Here is an 18,432-nt window from a genome sequence, read left to right as displayed (position 1 = left end):
ATTTTATTTGTTCAGCAACTCATGATATCGATCAGCAATAACCTTCATGTTAATATCATAATTAGCATTTTCCTCTACAAATTTTCTATTTCGAATAATGGCCTCATTTCGGGATTCAGGATTTTCAAAAGACCAAATTAATTCATTGGCAAGCATTTCAATATCGTCGATTGTAATTAATTGCCCATTTTCACGATGTGTGATCCAGCTTTGATTTCCCGCAATATCAGAAACTACAGGATAACAATTGCAAGCCATGGCTTCAATTAATGATGCCGAAACTCCTTCGGTAATTGGCATACTAATATAAATATTCGATTGCTGTAATAATTTAGGAAGTTCAGTATTTGGGATTCTTCCTGTAAAAATTACTTTGTTTTCGATTTGCAGTTCTTTAGCTAAATCTTTTAAAAATTGCAATCTTGTTCCGTCGCCAACAATAGTCAGTGAAAAATCAATTCCTTTTTGATGTAAAATACCAAATGCTTTTAAAATAGAATCATGTCGGTATTCCGGTTGCAGCGAACGGGTTACAATCGCTTCAATTTTGTTTGAATAGTTTGTTGAAGGTGTAAAAAGTGATAAATCAATTCCTTTTGGAAGAACCAAAACTTTGTTCATGTCAACGCCAATTGCTTTCATAGAAATGGTCATAACTGGTCCCCAAGCATGAATTAAATGTGCTTTTTTGAAAGCATATTTCTGAATAAACTTTTTAAACGGATATAAGACAGAATCTTCCGGCCATAAATCAGTTCGGCCTTGTTGTGCGATTGCAATAGTTTTCGAACCAGACAAAGCAGCAAGAAATCCATAACTTGTAGTTCTTTCGGCAATAACCATATCGGGTTTTTTATTTCTGATTATTTTTCGAATAGATACAGGAGCGAAGAAATATTCTAAAATACGTTTGAATCGGTTAAGTTTTGAATTACTCGGAGATTGAAGTTCCCAGGTGATAATTTCAAAATCGCCAAATTCTTTCAGGCCTTTCATCCATGTTATAGCATCGGCACGGTACGATTCTCCAAGAAAAAGTATTTTTCTTTTCATTAAAATGAGTTTTTTTTCGCCACGAATTTCACGAATTTCCACTAATTAATTCGTGCTAATTCGTGAAATTCGTGGCAAATAAAATTTTAGAACTCTTCATCGGTTTCTAAAGCACGATTTATGAATTCGTTTAAAGGTTTTAAAGCAATCAGTTTTTTGCTCATTTTTGAAACGAAATCTTTTTGAGTCACTTCAGAAATATCATATTTTTGAGTCGCAGTAAAACTTTTCAGTTTTAGAAATTCAATTGCCGGATGATCTTTTTCATAACCTCTCGGCATACCTTTAAGAGAATTATTTTCGTTTACATCTAAACTTCCAAATTCTTTTTTGAAATTTTTATCCGTCAAAATAGCTTCTAAATCGTCATAAAAAAAGGCAATTTCCTTACGGACTTTTTTCAAATCTTCCGCTTCAGGCGAATAAAATCCGCCCGCTATAAAACTAGCCCCTTTTTCAATATGAACATAATATCCCGAACGATTTGCGCCTTTTGCGCCAGCCGACATCCAAACGCCTAAGTGCGCTTTATAAGGAGATTTGTCTTTAGAGAATCGAATGTCCCGGTTAATTCTAAACGTACAATTTTTAACCTCCAATAATTCCAGCGAAGGATCAAGCGGTTTCATTACGTCCAGAAAATCGCTCACTAATTGATGATAATCTTTTTTGAAGATTTCATAACGTTTTTTATTGTCCTGAAACCAGTCTCTATTGTTGTTCTTTTTTAAATCGTCTAAAAATTGCAATGATTCTTTCGTAAGCATATTATGTGTTTTTATTGCAGTTGTTTTAAGTTCGCCAGTAATTACACGAATTTACACTAATTTTTTAATTGCTTATCGCTCAACTTTGACAAAGTTTTGATTCGTGAAAATTCGTGGAATTAGTGGCAAAAAACTTTACAAATTAAATATCTTATAAGTTTGATGCGTCGATTTTACAATCGCTTCGGTTCTTTCCGGATGTGTATCTGAAATAAAAAGCTGTCCAAAAGTTTCACTATTTACCATTTCGACAATTTTGGCAACACGTGTTTCGTCCAGTTTATCAAAAATATCATCAAAAAGTAAAATAGGTTTTACACCGCTTTGCTTTTTTAGAAACTCAAACTGAGCCAGTTTCAACGCAATTAAAAAGGATTTTTGCTGTCCCTGCGAGCCGAATTTTTTTATGGGATGAGAATCAATTTCAAAAGATAAATCATCTTTATGAACTCCAGAAGTTGTATAATGTAAAGCTCGGTCTTTATTGATATTTTCCTGTAAAAGGGTCAATAAATCTTTTTCAAACAAATGACTTTCGTAAACCAGCTGAACCGTTTCTTCAGATCCGGTTATAGTTTGATGATGTATATTAAATATAGGTATAAATTGTTCCAGGAAATCCTTTCTCTTTTCAAAAATCGATTTTCCGTATTCATTTAACTGCTCATTATATATAGATAAGGTATCGTTATCAAAAGTATGATTGAGTGCAAAATATTTCAAAAGCGCATTTCGCTGTACAATGACTTTTTGATATTGAATAAGCTGATGCAGATAAGTCGAATCTAACTGCGAAATAACACTGTCCATAAATTTACGGCGTGTTTCACTTCCTTCTACAATTAAATCGCGGTCGGCCGGAGAAATAATTACCAGCGGAATAAAACCAATATGATCGGAGAATTTATCATAAGCCTTTCCGTTTCTTTTTAAAACCTTCTTTTGACCTTTCTTTAAACTGCAGACAATTTGTTCTGTTCTGTCGTTTTTTTCTAATTCGGCATCAATAACAAAAAATTCTTCTCCATGTTTGATATTTTGAACCGCCAGCGGATTAAAATAACTTTTTCCGTAAGCCAAATGATAAATGGCATCCAGAACATTGGTTTTTCCAATTCCGTTTTTTCCAACAAAACAATTGATCTTGATGTCGAAATCAAAACTGGCTTCAGCGAAATTTTTATAATTGAATAAAGAAATTTTGTTTAAATGCATTTTTAAGAAACTATAAAAAGTAAAATTTGATGTTTTTTTATTAACTCTTTAACTTTTTTTCTGCCACTCCCGATAGCTATCGGGATAAAATGATTAAAAAGATTTTTTGCTGAGGCTTTTTAATCTGTGTAAATCCCTGAAATCAGTGGCGAAAAAATAGTTTAGCCCAAAAAAGTGGTATTTAAAATCATCAAAAATTTGAGAGTGCAAATTATCGAAAATTATCGATATAAAGGACTTTTGGTACGTTTCAAGTTGATTTATTTTGATGCTGATGCGAAAGGAGTTAGCGTTATTAAAAATATTTGTTTTAAAATAGTGATAAATTTGATTTTTTATGCCACAGTTTCAAGAAAAATTTTATTTTTGCCGTTCACTAAATTAATTTTAAATGGCTACTTACAATAAAAGAGGATATAAAGCACCAAAAGAGAAGGAAGTTAAAGAAGTAAATGAAGAACAACAGGTAATCATTGACGAAAAAGACAGCACAACAGCTGGTGTTTTTTCTAAATTAGACGAAACTGCTTCAAGAACTGAGGATTGGGTTGCTAAAAATCAAAAAATCATTATTGGTTTAGTTGCTGGTATTGCAGTTGCTACTATTGGTTATTTGGCTTACCAAAAATTTATTGAAAATCCTAAACAAGACGAAGCTGCAAACGAAATGTTTGTTGCACAACAGAACTTTCAAAAAGCTGTTGATGGTGTTGCAAGTGATTCATTATATAAATTAGCATTAAACGGATCTGAAGGTAAATTTGGATTTGTGAAAATCGCTGACGAATATTCTGGAACTGACGCTGGAAATTTAGCAAATTACTATGCTGGTATGGCATATTTAAATACGGGTAAATTTGACGATGCTATTAAGTATTTAGGAGAATTTAAATCAGATGATTTAATCTTAAGTGCTTTATCAAAAGGAGCAATTGGAGACGCTTACTCTCAAAAAAACAATCAAAAAGAAGCTTTAGATTATTATGTAAAAGCTGCTGAAGCTAACAAAAACGATTTTACAACACCTCGTTTCTTGCTAAAAGCTGCTAAAACGGCTATCGCTTTAGGTCAAAAAGAAGACGCTTTAAAATATCTAAACGATATTAAAGACAACTTCGATGCAACTCCAGAAGCTGGTGCTGTTGATGCCTTGATTGGATTAGCGCAATAATAAAATTTCTAGAGTTCAGATTTTAGATTTTAGATTTGTATTTTTACAATCTGAAATCAAAATTCTAAAATCTTAAATATAAAAGATGGCTACCGAAAATAAAAATTTATCAGAATACGATAAAAACACAATCCCAAATGCGAAAGACTTTCGATTTGGGATTGTTGTTTCTGAGTGGAACGATGTTATAACAGAAGGACTTTACAATGGCGCTTTTGACGCACTTGTTGATTGTGATGTTCCTGCGCAGCAAATTATTCGCTGGAATGTACCGGGGAGTTTTGAGCTTATTTATGGTGCAAAAAAAATGCTGCAGACACAAAATGTTGATGCAGTAATCGTAATTGGATGTGTAATTCAAGGAGAAACAAAACACTTTGATTTTGTTTGTGAAGGTGTAACGCAGGGAATTAAAGATTTGAATGTTCAAACTGATATTCCGGTTATTTTTTGTGTTTTAACAGATAATAACATGCAGCAGTCTATTGACAGAAGCGGCGGTGCTCACGGGAACAAAGGAACCGAAGCTGCAATTGCTGCCATAAAAATGGCGTATATTCGTCAGCAGGCCTCTATCTCACACGCTTTCAATCAGCCTTTATTAACTTCTGGCGCACTTCAAATAGAAGATTCTCCAAGAAAAATAGAGAACGAGTAAAAACACATTTGTTTTAAAAATATTAAAACCTATACTGTGTCACAATAGTATAGGTTTTTTGTTTTTTTTATGATTTCACATATTCAAAAAGCCAGTAGAAATTCACTAAATTTGTGCTGCTTGGTTTAGATTTAAATCAAAAATCTTAAATCGTTAATCTACAATCTAAAATTTTCAATGTCGAGTATTATTCAATTACTTCCTGATCACGTTGCTAACCAAATTGCTGCTGGAGAAGTGGTTCAAAGACCCGCTTCAGTCGTAAAAGAGCTGTTAGAAAATGCTGTTGATGCAAAAGCAACTGATATTAAATTGATTATAAAAGACGCCGGAAAATCATTAGTTCAGGTTATTGATAATGGTGTAGGAATGACCGTTACAGATGCACGTTTGTGTTTTGAACGTCACGCTACATCAAAAATTCGTCAGGCCGAAGATTTATTTTCACTTGCTACCAAAGGTTTTCGCGGCGAAGCATTGGCTTCTATTGCGGCAATCGCGCACATGGAAATGAAAACAAAACAAGAACAAGACGAACTCGGAACGCATATTATTATCGAGGGAAGTAAATTTGTTTCGCAGGAAGTGGCTGTTTTGCCAAAAGGAACATCATTTGCTGTTAAAAATCTGTTTTTTAATATTCCGGCACGTCGTAATTTCTTAAAATCAGATACAGTTGAATTTCGCCATGTAATGGATGAATTTCAGCGTGTGGCGTTGGCGCATCCAAATATTCATTTTAGTTTTTATCATAACGGAAGCGAATTGTATAATCTTCCCGCAGCAGGTTATCGCCAGCGTATTGTTGGGATTATGTCTGGTAAAACCAATGAAAAATTAGTTCCTGTAAATGAAGATACAGAAATTATAAATGTTCAGGGATTTGTTTGTAAACCAGAGTTTGCCAAGAAAAATAGGGGCGAACAATTCTTTTTTGTAAACGATCGTTTCATTAAAAGCGGTTATCTGCATCATGCGGTTATGGCTGCTTACGACGGACTTTTGAAAGATGGTTCTCAACCAAGTTATTTCTTATACCTGCAAGTGCCGCCAAATACAATCGATATCAACATTCACCCCACAAAAACCGAAATTAAGTTTGATGATGAACAAGCCTTATATGCTATTTTAAGAGCTTCGATTAAACATAGTTTAGGGCAGTTTAATGTCGCTCCGGTTTTAGATTTTGACAGAGATTCAAATTTAGATACACCTTATCATTATAAAGATGTAGAAGCAGAAGTGCCAACAATTCAGGTTGATGGAACCTTTAATCCGTTTACAGATGATAAAACCAATCAGCATTATGCAAAAGCGGGTTCAGGATCAAGTTCTGGTTATAGCTCTGGATCTTCTTCCTCTTCAAATTCATCTTCGTCTTATTCTGGCTACTCAAAAAGAGTAGAACCAACGGTAAGCTGGGAGAGTTTGTATGTTGGTTTAGATGTAGAAAATGCTGAAAGTATCGAAAGTTCACCATTTACATTCGAAAATGAAGAAGTAACTTCCTCTTTATTTAATGATGATGAGGTGGAACAGGCAACTCAGAAAACGTATCAAATTCATAAAAAATATATTGTTTCGCCAATAAAATCAGGAATGATAATCGTTGATCAGCAGCGCGCACATCAACGTATTTTATACGAACAATTTTTGTTAAACATGACTGTGAATCAAGCTTCAAGTCAGAAATTGCTTTTTCCTTTAGATTTATTTTATTCTTCTACAGAAATGAAGTTAATCGAAGAATTAAAACCTTCGTTAGAAACAACCGGATTTATTTTTGAAGAAGCCAAAACAGATCATATTGTAATTTCGGGAATTCCGGTAAACATTACCGAAAGTGAAGTTTCTCTTGTAATTGAACAATTACTAAGCGATTTGCAAGACGGAATTCCGGCAAGCAGTTACAGTCAAAATGATACTATCGCCAAATCGATGGCTAAAAGTTTAGCGGTTAAAACAGGATCTTATTTAACTGAAAAAGAACAAGACAATTTAGTAAACGGTTTGTTTGCTTGCAAAGATCCTAATATTTCACCTTTTCAAAAACCAACCTTCATCACTATGCGTGTTGAAGATATAGATAAAAAGTTTGCCTTATGATGAATATGACTCCAGTAGTTAAACAACTGCTAATTATTAACATTATATTTTTTATTGGCGCTCAGTTAGTGCCAGTTTCTTACGAATATTTTGCGCTCTTTTTTCCGGAAAACCCAGGATTTAAAGTTTGGCAGCCTATAACACATATGTTTATGCATGGCGGATTTGCTCATATTGCATTCAATATGTTCGCATTGTATTCATTTGGGTCAACATTAGAGCATTTTTGGGGAGCAAAGAAGTTTTTGTTTTTCTATATCTCTTGCGGACTGGGAGCTGCTTTAGTAAATTTTGCTGTTAATTATTATTTTTATCAGGATAGTTTAAATATTTTATTGGCAAATGGTTATCAAAAAGCTGATATTCTTAATCTATTAAATAGTGGAAGAATAGATACAAGATGGGAGCAGATTTTGACAGCTTCAGAATTTAAGCATTTCACCAATGCCTATTTGGGAACTGTTGTAGGAGCATCTGGTGCTATTTACGGTTTACTGGTAGCATTTACTTTTATGTTTCCTAATGCAGAACTTGGAATTTTGTTTATACCTATTCCGATAAAAGCGAAATATTTTGTACCAATTTATATGCTTTTATTTGATGGTTTTTTTGGGATTTTTGGAAGTTCTTTTATGGGAATAGATTCTGGAATAGCTCATTATGCTCATATTGGTGGAGCTTTGTTTGGATTTTTGATTATGTGGTACTGGAAAAAAAATCAGTTTAATAACAATCGATGGAATTAATTTTTAACTTTAATTGATTAAATTTAAAAACCAAAAGAAGACTTTATGAATATTCTTGACGATTTAAAACTTCAATATAAATTGGGCGGCATTGCGATGCAGGTTATTTATTGGAACATCGCTTGTTTTCTTATTTCCCTAATTTTTTTCTATCAGTTTTCTACCGGTCAGTTTGTTTTTCCAAATTGGCTTGCATTATCATCAGATCCTCAGGTTTTCGTGTTTAAGCCCTGGACATTTTTAACGTATGCATTTTTTCATTTCGGATTTTTGCATTTGTTATTTAATATGATGGTTTTAAACTTTGCAAGCAATTTATTCCTGACCTTCTTTACTCAAAAACAATACTTAGGATTATATATTTTAGGCGCAATTTTTTCAGGAATTGTATTTGCCTTGAGTTTTTATGTTTTAGGAACTTCTGCTTCAATAGTTGGCGCATCGGCCGCTATTATGGCAATTTTAGTTGCTGCAACAACTTATCAGCCTTTAATGAATGTTAGGTTATTTCTTTTTGGAAATGTCAAACTCTGGCATATTACAGGTGTAATCTTACTTTTAGATTTAATGCAGCTGCGCCTTGAAAATATGGGTGGACATATTTCGCATTTAGCCGGAGCATTTTTTGGTTTCATCTTTATTAAACTGCTTCAAAACGGAACAGATTTAAGTATTATTGTTTCTAGAATATTAGATTTCTTTGCTAATCTTTTTAGAAAATCCCCAACGACCCCATTTACAAAAGTTCATAAAAATTACAAAAAACCTACAGAAAAAGCGACATCAAGAATTGTTACAAAAGACAAAACGCAGCAGCAAATTGATGAGATCTTAGATAAAATCAGTCAGTCTGGATATGATTGCCTGACAAAAGAAGAAAAAGAGTTTTTATTTAAAGCAGGAAAATAATCCTTAGCAAGAAAATATGAAAAACCTTTCGTGGTTTAATAAAATAATGTTCTTTTTGAATATAGTACTGACTGTGCTCACATTTAGTGTCTATATTTTGCCGTTTTTAGCACCTAAGAGCTTTCCGCTTTTATCGGTGCTTACTTTGTTCATGCCGGCCTTTTTTGTGGCAAATGGGCTATTCTTTTTATATTGGGCAATTCAGTTCAAAAAACGCCTTATTTTATCTGGTTTGGTTTTGCTTACCGGAATTACTTTTATCAGCAAATTCTATAAATTCTCTGCTAAAGAATATGTGAAGGACGAAAGAGATTTCTCTGTAATGAGTTATAATGTGCGTCTTTTTAATGTCTTTAAATGGCTGGATCGCGATGATATTCCGGAAAATATAAAAACTTTTATTGATGAAAAAGACCCGGATATTTTATGTATTCAGGAATATTCAAACTCGGCGCATTTAGATTTAAAAGTGTATCCGCACCGCTATATTTTTATTGAAGGAAACCAAGTTAAGACAGGTCAGGCCATTTTTTCTAAATTTCCTATTATTGACGAAGGAAACATCATTTTTCCTAAATCAGATAATAATGTAGTTTATGCTGATATTAAACGCGGGAAAGATATTATTCGTGTTTATAATATGCACCTGCAGTCTATTAAAATTTCTCCAGATGTAAGTGAGATCTCTGATGATATTGATAAAGTAAACCAACAGAAATCACAGCGTATTTATGCCCGAATCAGTAAAGGTTTTACGCAGCAGCAGGAACAGGCTGAAATTTTTAAGGAGCATATAAAGAAATGCAAATATCCAATTATTATTTGTGGAGACATGAATAACAGCCCGTTTTCATACGTTTACCGAAATATTAAGGGAAAACTTAAAGATGCTTTTGAAGAAGCCGGAGAAGGCTTTGGAGCGACTTATAAGTTTAAGTATTACCCAGCCCGAATTGATTATATTTTCACCGATACTAAAATGAAAGTAAAGCAGTTTGAAAGCTTTTCTGATTTCGAAAATTCCGATCATTACCCAATAATGACCAGACTTTCAATTGATCAATTTTAGATTATTTTCTGAGTTTTTAAATAATCCATTGCAAACTTACCTTCGTTAAAAAGTAAATCCAAAACACTTAAATTGTTGATAAAACCATGTTTGTCATCAAAAACCTGAGTATATTTTTCGAAAGAATTTTGATCTTTTTTTCCGTTTGCTAAATATCTGAAATCAGATATATTTTCAACCTCATGAAAATATTCAGCCGTTTTACCAAATTCCAGTTTCATTCGTAAACACTTTGTAACGGTATCAAAAACTTCCATATTTAAATCCATCAGGAAAGTATGTTTCTTTTCGAAAATCGGCACGATATCGTCTTCAAAATACTCAAAGAACGGCGAACTTCTATAAGCGGCTTCTAAGGATTTAAAATGCTGTTTCTGCCAGTCAAATTCGTTTTCAATCAATACATCTTTTGTCTTTTGATGTGCAGATTTAGAATGCTTAACAGGAATGTTTAATAATTGAATTCCGTTTGGACTATAGATGTAAGTTCTGTTTCTATTGGTCTGCTTTTGAAAATTATCTTCCATTTCAAAAGTTATATTCTCAGATTGAGCCATAACTGCAAAATGGCTAATGGATGGAAAATACGTAGGAAGTAATAAGGAATTCATTTGATTTTTGTTTTAAAAGTTTCAGGTTTCAAGTTTCACGTTCGCAAAGAACCTGAAACCTGAAACCTGAAACAAAAATAACATTTTTTATTTTTTATGCTTTATTCTGTTTTCTTTTTCTCCAGAAGAATTCTCCAACAAAGTATAGTGCAAGAATAATTAGGAAATATTTGAAATACGACTGCGGTTGTCCTTCGCCGTCAACAGTAGTGAAAACTCTGCTCCAGCGAATTTTGTTGATACCTTTTCCGTTAGTATCCCAGCTCATCCAGATGAAAACCGGTTTTCCTACGATGTGATTTTCCGGAACGTAACCCCAATAACGACTATCTTCAGAATTGTGACGATTGTCTCCCATCATCCAATAATAATTTTGTTTGAAGGTATAAGTGTTAGTTTCTTTACCGTTTATGATAAATTTAGAACCACTTAATTCTAAAGTATTTCCTTCATAATTCGTGATGATTTCTTTATAAAATGGAAGAGATGTATTCGTTAAAGCAACTGTTTTACCAGCTTCAGGAATATAAATTGGACCAAAATTATCCTGATTCCATTTGTTGATATGCGGGAAAATCGCATTGTCATTTCCTTTATCAATTTCTCTTTTTACAGCAGTAACGCCCGGAGTATTTTTCAAACGTTCAGCACTTGCTTCGGTTAAAGCTCTGAAATAAAGCGTATCCCTTTTTTCAGTTCTAAAACCTGCAGGATCTGTAATGTCTAATTCTTTAAATAAAGATTCAAAATCAATAGATGTTTTTCCATCTAAAGCTACAGAATAAGAATATTGAGGTTTTGCTCTTTCAGGTAAAATAAGTTTTTTTCCGTTGATGAAAACAAAGCCGTCTTTAATTGATAAACTGTCGCCAGGAATACCAACACATCTTTTTACATAGTTTGATTTCTTATCGATTGGCTTAATAACGCCCGGTCTTCCTTTTGGCTCATAAAAATAATGTACCGTATCAACCGGCCAGTTGAATACCACAATGTCGTTTCTTTTTATTTGTTCAAAAGCAGGAAGTCTGAAATAAGGTAACTGAGGCCAGCTTAAATATGATTTTCTTTTTGTTAATGGAATAGAGTCATGAACCATTGGCAATGCAACAGTCGTCATAGGAACTCTTGGACCATAATTTACTTTACTTACAAAAAGGAAATCTCCAATTAATAATGATTTCTCTAATGAAGAAGTTGGGATTGTATAAGGCTGGATAACATAAGTATGTACTAAAGTTGCAACGATTATTGCAAAAAGCAAAGAACTTACCGTATCTGCTGTTTTGTTTTCAGGAGTTAATTTTCTGTCAGCGTTATATTCTAATTTCTGTGTGTAATTTACATAGTAGATATAAAAGCCAAGAGTAAAGATCCCTAAAATAGTATCTAAAGTTGATTTTTTACCAAAGGTTCTAAGTGTTTCAACCCAAACAACCGGAAACATAATCAAGTTAATAATTGGAATGAAAAGTAATAATGTCCACCATGTTGGTCGGCTGATAATTTTCATTAAAACAATTGAATTATATACCGGAATTGCCGCTTCCCAGCTTTTTCTCCCTGCTGCCTGATACAATTTCCAAGTACCAATGAAATGAATAATTTGAACAGCTAAGAAAAATACGAACCAAGAGTAAAGAGTCATAATATAGTATTTTAAGTTTCAAATTCGGGATTGAATATTTGTTTAATCCAGAATTTTTATCAATTTATTGTAAGTTTAATACATCTTTCATAGTGAAAATCCCCTGTTTTCCGGCAAGCCATTCTGCAGCGATAACAGCGCCAAGGGCAAAACCTTCACGATTATGAGCAGTATGTTTGATTTCAATGCTGTCAATAGCCGAATCGTAGTTTACGGTATGTGTACCCGGAACTTCTCCAATTCTTTTAGCTTCAATATGAATTTCACCTTTTTTTGCTTCGTCTAAAGTCCAGTTAGAATAGTCACTGTTTTGAATAACGCCTTGTGCTAAAGAAATCGCAGTTCCGCTTGGAGCATCCAATTTGTGAATGTGGTGAATTTCTTCCATCGTAACTTTATAAGAATCAAATTGATTCATGATTTTGGCTAAATATTCATTTAAACCAAAGAAAATATTTACTCCCAAACTGAAATTTGAACTGGATATAAAACCTCCTTTTTTCTCGTTGCAAAGAGCAATCATTTCATCGTAATGTTCCAGCCATCCTGTTGTTCCGGAAACTACAGGAACATTAGCATTAAAAGATGCAGAAATATTGTCGACTGCCGCTGACGGAACGCTAAAGTCAATCGCAACATCTGCAGTCGAAAGTCCGTCGTATGTATTGAATTCGTCTTTCTTTAAAACAATTTCATGACCTCTTTCTAAAGCAATTCGTTCGATTACTTTACCCATTTTTCCGTATCCTAAAAGCGCAATTTTCATTTTGTATGTATTTGTGAATTTTTAAATAGAAGAAACTATTTAAAAACGATAATTAAAAGTTAGTCCAACGTTTGGTTTAAATGTTACATCGGCGGGATAAATTTCTGGACGAAGTGATAGTCTTTCGTTTACGTTAAATTGAATCAAAGCCGCATCAACATTGGCATCGATAATATTTAAAACATAAAAACCAACAACAAATAAGGCAGATAAATCTCTGTTTCGCTGATAAAATTTCTGACCTGCAATAAGTCTGCTTTCGTCAAGAAATTGATATTTATCATCATTATAGCCTTCAAGTCTTCGTTTGTAGGCGTCACGATAATCATGATATTTTTTATTGTTATCAATATAAAAGTATAAACTTGTACCTATTGCTCCGTAAACAAGCGGAACTTTCCAGTATTTTTTATTGTATACCTGACCCAAACCAGGTAAAATAGCCGAATAAAAAGCTGCTTTTGCAGGTGTAAGCGGATCTATTTCTATTAATGCAGTTGTGTCTTTAACGACTAAAACCGTGTCTTTTTTTACCTGGGCAAAAAGAGAAACGGTTCCTATGAGAAAGAACAATAGACTTATGGGGACAATTTTATTCACTATCCGTTTATTAATTTTATAATTCGATTAAAGTCGGCTTCAGAATTAAAAGGAATTGTGATTTTTCCTTTTCCGTTACCAGCGACTTTTATATCAACTTTCGAACCAAAATAATCATTGAAAGTATTTTTTTGTGTTTCTCTAACCACAAATGAAGATTCAGCTTTAGGTTTTCCTTCTGCTTTTGGCTGCTGACCTTCGTGATAATTTTTAACTAAGGCTTCAGTTTCACGAACAGATAAATTTTGACTTACAATTTTTTGGTAAATATCAGTCTGAACGTCTAAATCTTCAATATTAATAATAGCACGACCGTGTCCCATACTAATGAAACCATCGCGAATACCAGTTTGAATAATTGGATCCAGTTTTAAAAGACGTAAATAATTGGCAATTGTAGAACGTTTTTTTCCAACGCGCTCGCTCATTTGCTCTTGTGTTAATTGAATTTCGTCAATTAAACGCTGGTAAGAAAGTGCGATCTCGATTGGGTCTAAGTCATGACGCTGAATGTTTTCAACCAATGCCATAACAAGGGACTCATTGTCATTAGCAATACGAATGTATGCCGGAACATGAGTTAAACCAACTAAAGTTGAAGCACGTAAACGACGTTCTCCAGAAATTAACTGGTATTTATTAAAGTCTAATTTTCGAACAGTAATAGGTTGAATTACACCAAGTTCTTTAATAGAAGTGGCTAATTCGCGTAATGATTCTTCATTAAAATTGCTTCTAGGCTGAAACGGATTTATTTCGATAGCACTTATTTCAAGCTCAATAATATTTCCAACAACCTTATCAGCATTTTTGTCTTCTACTGATGTAATGTCGTTTTCCGGATCTTTTAATAACGCTGATAATCCTCTTCCTAAGGCTTGTTTTTTAATTGCTTTTGTCATAAAAACTATTTACTGTTTTTCTTTATAATTTCTTGAGCTAAATTAATGTAATTAACCGCACCTTTACTTGTAGCATCATAATTAATGATACTTTCTCCAAAACTTGGTGCCTCACTTAATTTAACATTTCGCTGAATAACGGTGTCAAAAACCATATCGTTAAAGTGTTTTTGAACTTCTTCAACTACCTGATTAGATAAACGTAATCTTGAATCATACATTGTAAGTAATAATCCTTCGATGTCTAGATCAGGGTTGTGAATTTTTTGAATACTTTTAATTGTGTTCAATAATTTTCCTAATCCTTCAAGTGCAAAATATTCACATTGAATTGGAATTACTACTGAGTCGGCAGCTGTTAAAGCATTTAAGGTTAATAAACCTAATGAAGGCGCACAGTCGATAATGATAAAATCATATTCTTCTTTTGCTTCTTCTAATGCTTTTTTAAGCATATACTCACGATTTTCTTTGTCAACCAATTCGATTTCGATAGCAACAAGGTCAATGTGAGCAGGGATCACGTCAACATTTGGAGCTGAACATTTTAAAATGGCTTCTTTTGGTGTTATTGTATGTTCAAGAATTTGGTAAGTTCCAAGTTCAACAGATTCTACGTCAATTCCAAGGCCAGATGTAGCATTAGCCTGAGGATCAGCATCGATCAATAATACTTTTTTCTCTAAAACACCTAATGAGGCTGCAAGATTTACAGATGTTGTAGTTTTTCCAACGCCTCCTTTTTGATTAGCAATCGCAATGATTTTGCCCATTTATTTTCTGAATTTTGAACCGTAAAAATACAATTATTTATGGTTTTTGAAAATCTATTTTGTTAACATTTGTGAAACTTCGCTTAATCGTTGTTTCGTGCGTGTTCGGCAGAAATTAATTTAAGTTTTGAGCAGAATTACAGACCAGATTTTGGTCATGATGAAAGTTGTTTTGCAGTAAAAGTGAACGAATTTAAAATTTACTTTGTAGAAATGATCTCATTCTGTTTTTTCTTTTCTAAAATATTAATAATAAAAAATAATGAACAGGTTTTTTATTTTATAATCTCAATTTTTACATAAACTAAGCCGCTCTTTATATTTGAAGCAATGTTCATAAAAGCTCTTTTGCTTAAGTCAATTTCTCTTCCTTTAATAAAAGGCCCTCTGTCTGTAACTACTACTATAACGCATTTGTTATTTTTTTCGTTTGTTACCCTAAGTTTTGTGCCAAAAGGAAGTTTTTTATGCAAAGCAGTCAAATCATCATTGTTGAATCTTGCACCGCTTGCTGTTTTTCTTCCGTTAAATTTATCATGATAATAAGAAGCGTGAGCATTTTCTTTATATAAGATATACTGATCGTTTTCAGTGCCGGGATCTGTATCAGTTGAATTTTCTTGTGCTGTAACCGTTGCAGAAAAAGCTAGAGCAATATAGAGTATTATTATTTTCATTTTCTAATTTCTATTGGGCGCAAAAAAAATCTATTATGGAAAAATGAGAATATCGTATACGGTTTATTTATGTTATTAAAAGGCATATTTGGCGCCGTTGTATAGTTTTTGATAAGAAAATTGAAAGATACAGGTTAAAGATTATGACTATTTTAGAATCCCTAAAAAACTATTAAACCAAAAACAATTTTTATGATCAAAAAGTTAACCTCAGTATTTACTGCATTTGCGTTTATGCTGATTCTATGCAGTTTTGCAACGTCTAATTCATCTGATGAAAAAAAACAGGAAAATAAGATAGAAGGCAAAATTGTTTACAATAAGAAAAAACATAGCATAACATTATCTTGGCCGGCATTTGGCTCTTCGGGAAATTATGTGATCACAAGAGGAGGAAGTCGTTTGGCATCCAATTTTGTTTCTGTGAGCTCAACTTCTAAATTGACCTTTACAGATAATAAACCAAATAAAAATAAATACGAGAACTATTATAAAATAACTCGTAACGATATAACAATCATGGTTTCGCTGGAGAACCAAATTTTTGGAAGTAATATGTATTTCTACGATAGAAAATATGAAAAAGCAGAAACGGCACGAATTGATATTAATTCGCAATTTAGTGCTATTGGTCTGGGCGGAGCAAATGGCGAATGGACAACAAAACGTCAGGCATATTATTTAAAAGCAAATGTTGATGGACAAACTTACGATTCAGGCGGGTCGGGATCTGCATCATCGGCAGAAGCCAATTCAATAGAATTAGGATTCTACTCTCATATTGGAGGTTTGGGCAAAGTGCCATCAGATGTTAAATTGGGTTCTATTTTTACAAGACCTCACCTTTCTGGCGGAGCAAATGCTACCTGTACATTTTGGCGTTCTGTAGAAAATGTAGAAGTAATGAGAGATTTTGCATGGACAGTTTCGCAATCCACCAGTGCACGAAGAATGCTGATTGAAAGTACTTCGAAATATATTTCAGATATTGGAAATACCAATTTTTGGGGAAGTGGTGGTTTTATTGCTGACACTCATTATACATCAAACAGACCAAACTGGGGCGGACAGCAGCAATGGTACACCAGAAATGCTATTTTTCCTTCCGGTTCGGGAGCTATGGGAGGCTCGTATAATATGGTTTGGCAAGGCTGTGTTAATCCTCCACAAGTAGATGATACCAATTCTCCAATTCCTACTACACCTATTATAAGAGAAAAACCTTTTCTTTTTATAGATAATGATGGTGAATACAAAGTATTTGTTCCGGCATGGCAAAAAGACAGAGTAGGAGTTTCATGGTATTCAACAGACATGGGTAAAGGAAAAGTACAAGATTTGCTTACGGATTGGTATGTGGCTAAAGAAGGTAATACTGATGTAGAAATCAATAATGCGTTAAAAGCAGGTAAAAATATATTTTTTACACCAGGTCATTATGCATTGAATGCGCCTATTCAGGTAAATAGAAAAGATGCAATTCTTCTTGGTGCTGGTATAGCTTCAGTAACGTTGGAACCTACTGAGAAAAATACTTGGGGATGTATTTATGCCGATGATAAGGACGGAATTATCATTGCCGGACTTCTTACGGATTCATTTAATAGTACAACGTATCAGGTTAGAATTGGTGAAGAAGGTGCAAAAGCAGACCATTCTGCAAATCCTATATTACTATCAGATATTACTTGTAGAGTAGGCGGGGTTCAGTCAAAAAATATTCAGATACATACTGCTATGCAAATAAACAGCAGCAATGTGGTAGGTGATCATTTCTGGTTATGGCGTGCTGATCACGGGTCGCAGAAAGGCGGAGATTTGCGATGGACAAGAGACAGATGTAAAAATGGACTTATTGTTACAGGTAATGATGTGACACTTTATGCGTTGTTTACAGAACATTTTCAGGAATATGAAGTTTTATGGTTAGGAGAACGCGGCAGAACTTATTTCTTCCAAAACGAACCGCCATACGATGCTCCAAATCAAGCAAGCTGGAGTAGCCAAGGAGGTAAAGTTGATGGTTATGCAGCATTTAAAATAGCCAATACTGTAAAAGAGTATCATAGTATAGGAATGGGTTCTTATGCGGTTTTTACAGGAACTGATGGCAAAGTGAATAAGAAAAATGGTTTTGAAGCGCCTAATAGTCCAAATGTGAAACTTGAAAAAATGTGTATTACTCGTTTTGCCGGCCCGGGAAATATTCAAAATGTTATTAATGGTATTGGCGGAAGCACAGCAACAGGTGTAAAACGTGTTGCATTATACAATAATGGTGAAGGTACACAGCCTTTTGACGAAGAATTTAATTTACCTAATAAGGAATCGTTTCCTGCTTATATAAATATGGAGAAATAGTAAAACATACATATTTTAAAATGAAACCTCTGGAGATAGATATTTCTTTAGAGGTTTTGTTTTTAATAAGCCCGCGGTTTCAACCGTGGGGAGCATTGTATTATTCACGATACGTTTCCCGTGGTTGAAACCACGGGCTATGTTTTAAATGCAAAGGCTTTTGTTGTGGTGGCAAGACTCGAACCTGCGGCCTTCCCGATTTTCAATCGGGACGCGATAACCGTTCTATCGTATGTTTTTATATTTCAGTTTATTGCAAAAAAAGTCTTCTCAAGTAAATGAAAAGACTTTTGTCGGGGTGGCAGTCCCGAAAGCTTTCGGGAGAACCTGCGGCCTTCCCGATTTTCAATCGGGACGCGATAACCGTTCTATCGTATGTTTTTATATTTCAGTTTATTGC

Annotated in this window: 17 protein-coding genes; 7 read left to right on the top strand and 10 right to left on the bottom strand. The window is 33.7% G+C overall.

All coding sequences use genetic code 11. The features are described from left to right. Positions 1 to 3: 3 nt before the first annotated feature. From FLAPXU55_RS20005 to recF, 3 genes are all read right to left on the bottom strand, one after another. Positions 4 to 1,053, bottom strand: a complete 1,050-nt coding sequence (locus FLAPXU55_RS20005; RefSeq protein ID WP_180860671.1) for a glycosyltransferase family 4 protein — start codon at positions 1,051 to 1,053, stop codon at positions 4 to 6. Between the two features lie 86 nt (positions 1,054 to 1,139). Beyond that, positions 1,140 to 1,820: a DUF2461 domain-containing protein gene (locus FLAPXU55_RS20000; protein WP_180860659.1), complete on the bottom strand. Its 681-nt coding sequence runs from the start codon at positions 1,818 to 1,820 to the stop codon at positions 1,140 to 1,142. A 135-nt stretch (positions 1,821 to 1,955) separates the two neighbouring features. Next, entirely contained in the window at positions 1,956 to 3,035 is a 1,080-nt protein-coding gene (gene recF, locus FLAPXU55_RS19995) for a DNA replication/repair protein RecF (RefSeq protein ID WP_053472399.1), read from the bottom strand. A 391-nt stretch (positions 3,036 to 3,426) separates the two neighbouring features. Between recF and FLAPXU55_RS19990 the strand changes: the two genes are divergently transcribed. The 6 genes from FLAPXU55_RS19990 to FLAPXU55_RS19965 all read left to right on the top strand — a co-directional run bounded on the left by FLAPXU55_RS19990 (position 3,427) and on the right by FLAPXU55_RS19965 (position 9,694). Beyond that, a complete protein-coding gene (locus FLAPXU55_RS19990) occupies positions 3,427 to 4,206 on the top strand; it encodes a tetratricopeptide repeat protein (RefSeq protein WP_180860657.1) in 780 nt (259 codons plus the stop codon). A gap of 85 nt (positions 4,207 to 4,291) precedes the next feature. Beyond that, positions 4,292 to 4,864 carry a 6,7-dimethyl-8-ribityllumazine synthase gene (ribH, locus tag FLAPXU55_RS19985; protein WP_053472396.1) on the top strand — a complete coding sequence of 191 codons (573 nt, stop codon included), beginning with the start codon at positions 4,292 to 4,294 and terminating at the stop codon, positions 4,862 to 4,864. A gap of 177 nt (positions 4,865 to 5,041) precedes the next feature. Beyond that, positions 5,042 to 6,970, top strand: coding sequence for a DNA mismatch repair endonuclease MutL (mutL, locus tag FLAPXU55_RS19980; RefSeq protein ID WP_180860655.1), 1,929 nt, complete (start codon positions 5,042 to 5,044; stop codon positions 6,968 to 6,970). Continuing rightward, the gene (locus tag FLAPXU55_RS19975; RefSeq protein ID WP_053472393.1) at positions 6,967 to 7,716 is read left to right on the top strand and encodes a rhomboid family intramembrane serine protease; all 750 of its coding nucleotides are present in this window, start codon (positions 6,967 to 6,969) and stop codon (positions 7,714 to 7,716) included. The genes mutL and FLAPXU55_RS19975 overlap by 4 nt, the downstream gene beginning before the upstream one ends. 45 nt (positions 7,717 to 7,761) lie before the next feature. Then, positions 7,762 to 8,625, top strand: coding sequence for a rhomboid family intramembrane serine protease (locus tag FLAPXU55_RS19970; protein ID WP_180860653.1), 864 nt, complete (start codon positions 7,762 to 7,764; stop codon positions 8,623 to 8,625). A gap of 46 nt (positions 8,626 to 8,671) precedes the next feature. Next, positions 8,672 to 9,694 (top strand): endonuclease/exonuclease/phosphatase family protein, encoded by a 1,023-nt coding sequence (locus tag FLAPXU55_RS19965; RefSeq protein WP_235992126.1) that lies wholly within the window; start codon positions 8,672 to 8,674, stop codon positions 9,692 to 9,694. Here FLAPXU55_RS19965 and FLAPXU55_RS19960 read toward each other — a convergent pair. From FLAPXU55_RS19960 to FLAPXU55_RS19930, 7 genes are all read right to left on the bottom strand, one after another. Further along, a complete protein-coding gene (locus tag FLAPXU55_RS19960; RefSeq protein ID WP_180860636.1) occupies positions 9,691 to 10,305 on the bottom strand; it encodes a WbqC family protein in 615 nt (204 codons plus the stop codon). The genes FLAPXU55_RS19965 and FLAPXU55_RS19960 overlap by 4 nt on opposite strands. A gap of 94 nt (positions 10,306 to 10,399) precedes the next feature. Continuing rightward, complete coding sequence (gene lepB, locus FLAPXU55_RS19955; RefSeq protein ID WP_180860633.1) at positions 10,400 to 11,953, bottom strand: signal peptidase I; 1,554 nt, start codon at positions 11,951 to 11,953, stop codon at positions 10,400 to 10,402. Positions 11,954 to 12,017: 64 nt separating this feature from the next. After that, the gene (gene dapB / locus FLAPXU55_RS19950) at positions 12,018 to 12,719 is read right to left on the bottom strand and encodes a 4-hydroxy-tetrahydrodipicolinate reductase (RefSeq protein ID WP_053472388.1); all 702 of its coding nucleotides are present in this window, start codon (positions 12,717 to 12,719) and stop codon (positions 12,018 to 12,020) included. A gap of 39 nt (positions 12,720 to 12,758) precedes the next feature. Continuing rightward, positions 12,759 to 13,319, bottom strand: a complete 561-nt coding sequence (locus FLAPXU55_RS19945; RefSeq protein ID WP_053472387.1) for a DUF5683 domain-containing protein — start codon at positions 13,317 to 13,319, stop codon at positions 12,759 to 12,761. Next, positions 13,319 to 14,221, bottom strand: coding sequence for a ParB/RepB/Spo0J family partition protein (locus tag FLAPXU55_RS19940; protein WP_053472386.1), 903 nt, complete (start codon positions 14,219 to 14,221; stop codon positions 13,319 to 13,321). Before FLAPXU55_RS19940 ends, FLAPXU55_RS19945 begins: the two co-directional genes overlap by 1 nt. Before the next feature lie 5 nt (positions 14,222 to 14,226). Further along, on the bottom strand, positions 14,227 to 14,994 hold the full coding sequence (locus FLAPXU55_RS19935) for a ParA family protein (protein ID WP_053472385.1): 768 nt from the start codon (positions 14,992 to 14,994) through the stop codon (positions 14,227 to 14,229). 275 nt (positions 14,995 to 15,269) lie between these two features. Next, positions 15,270 to 15,671, bottom strand: a complete 402-nt coding sequence (locus FLAPXU55_RS19930) for a septal ring lytic transglycosylase RlpA family protein (protein WP_180860630.1) — start codon at positions 15,669 to 15,671, stop codon at positions 15,270 to 15,272. Between the two features lie 192 nt (positions 15,672 to 15,863). Between FLAPXU55_RS19930 and FLAPXU55_RS19925 the strand changes: the two genes are divergently transcribed. Further along, a complete protein-coding gene (locus FLAPXU55_RS19925; RefSeq protein WP_180860627.1) occupies positions 15,864 to 18,032 on the top strand; it encodes a hypothetical protein in 2,169 nt (722 codons plus the stop codon). Positions 18,033 to 18,432: the final 400 nt, after the last annotated feature.

The organism is Flavobacterium panici, assembly GCF_903819335.1.
GTDB lineage: Bacteria > Bacteroidota > Bacteroidia > Flavobacteriales > Flavobacteriaceae > Flavobacterium > Flavobacterium panici.
This window is presented reverse-complemented; position numbering and strand designations above follow the sequence as displayed.

Bases quoted from the DNA above. Each gene is read 5' to 3' on its own strand.
- FLAPXU55_RS20005 (WP_180860671.1), bottom strand. From the start codon at position 1,053: ATGAAAAGAAAAATACTTTTTCTTGGAGAATCGTACCGTGCCGATGCT.
- FLAPXU55_RS20000 (WP_180860659.1), bottom strand. From the start codon at position 1,820: ATGCTTACGAAAGAATCATTGCAATTTTTAGACGATTTAAAAAAGAAC.
- recF (WP_053472399.1), bottom strand. From the start codon at position 3,035: ATGCATTTAAACAAAATTTCTTTATTCAATTATAAAAATTTCGCTGAA.
- FLAPXU55_RS19990 (WP_180860657.1), top strand. From the start codon at position 3,427: ATGGCTACTTACAATAAAAGAGGATATAAAGCACCAAAAGAGAAGGAA.
- ribH (WP_053472396.1), top strand. From the start codon at position 4,292: ATGGCTACCGAAAATAAAAATTTATCAGAATACGATAAAAACACAATC.
- mutL (WP_180860655.1), top strand. From the start codon at position 5,042: ATGTCGAGTATTATTCAATTACTTCCTGATCACGTTGCTAACCAAATT.
- FLAPXU55_RS19975 (WP_053472393.1), top strand. From the start codon at position 6,967: ATGATGAATATGACTCCAGTAGTTAAACAACTGCTAATTATTAACATT.
- FLAPXU55_RS19970 (WP_180860653.1), top strand. From the start codon at position 7,762: ATGAATATTCTTGACGATTTAAAACTTCAATATAAATTGGGCGGCATT.
- FLAPXU55_RS19965 (WP_235992126.1), top strand. From the start codon at position 8,672: ATGTTCTTTTTGAATATAGTACTGACTGTGCTCACATTTAGTGTCTAT.
- FLAPXU55_RS19960 (WP_180860636.1), bottom strand. From the start codon at position 10,305: ATGAATTCCTTATTACTTCCTACGTATTTTCCATCCATTAGCCATTTT.
- lepB (WP_180860633.1), bottom strand. From the start codon at position 11,953: ATGACTCTTTACTCTTGGTTCGTATTTTTCTTAGCTGTTCAAATTATT.
- dapB (WP_053472388.1), bottom strand. From the start codon at position 12,719: ATGAAAATTGCGCTTTTAGGATACGGAAAAATGGGTAAAGTAATCGAA.
- FLAPXU55_RS19940 (WP_053472386.1), bottom strand. From the start codon at position 14,221: ATGACAAAAGCAATTAAAAAACAAGCCTTAGGAAGAGGATTATCAGCG.
- FLAPXU55_RS19935 (WP_053472385.1), bottom strand. From the start codon at position 14,994: ATGGGCAAAATCATTGCGATTGCTAATCAAAAAGGAGGCGTTGGAAAA.
- FLAPXU55_RS19930 (WP_180860630.1), bottom strand. From the start codon at position 15,671: ATGAAAATAATAATACTCTATATTGCTCTAGCTTTTTCTGCAACGGTT.
- FLAPXU55_RS19925 (WP_180860627.1), top strand. From the start codon at position 15,864: ATGATCAAAAAGTTAACCTCAGTATTTACTGCATTTGCGTTTATGCTG.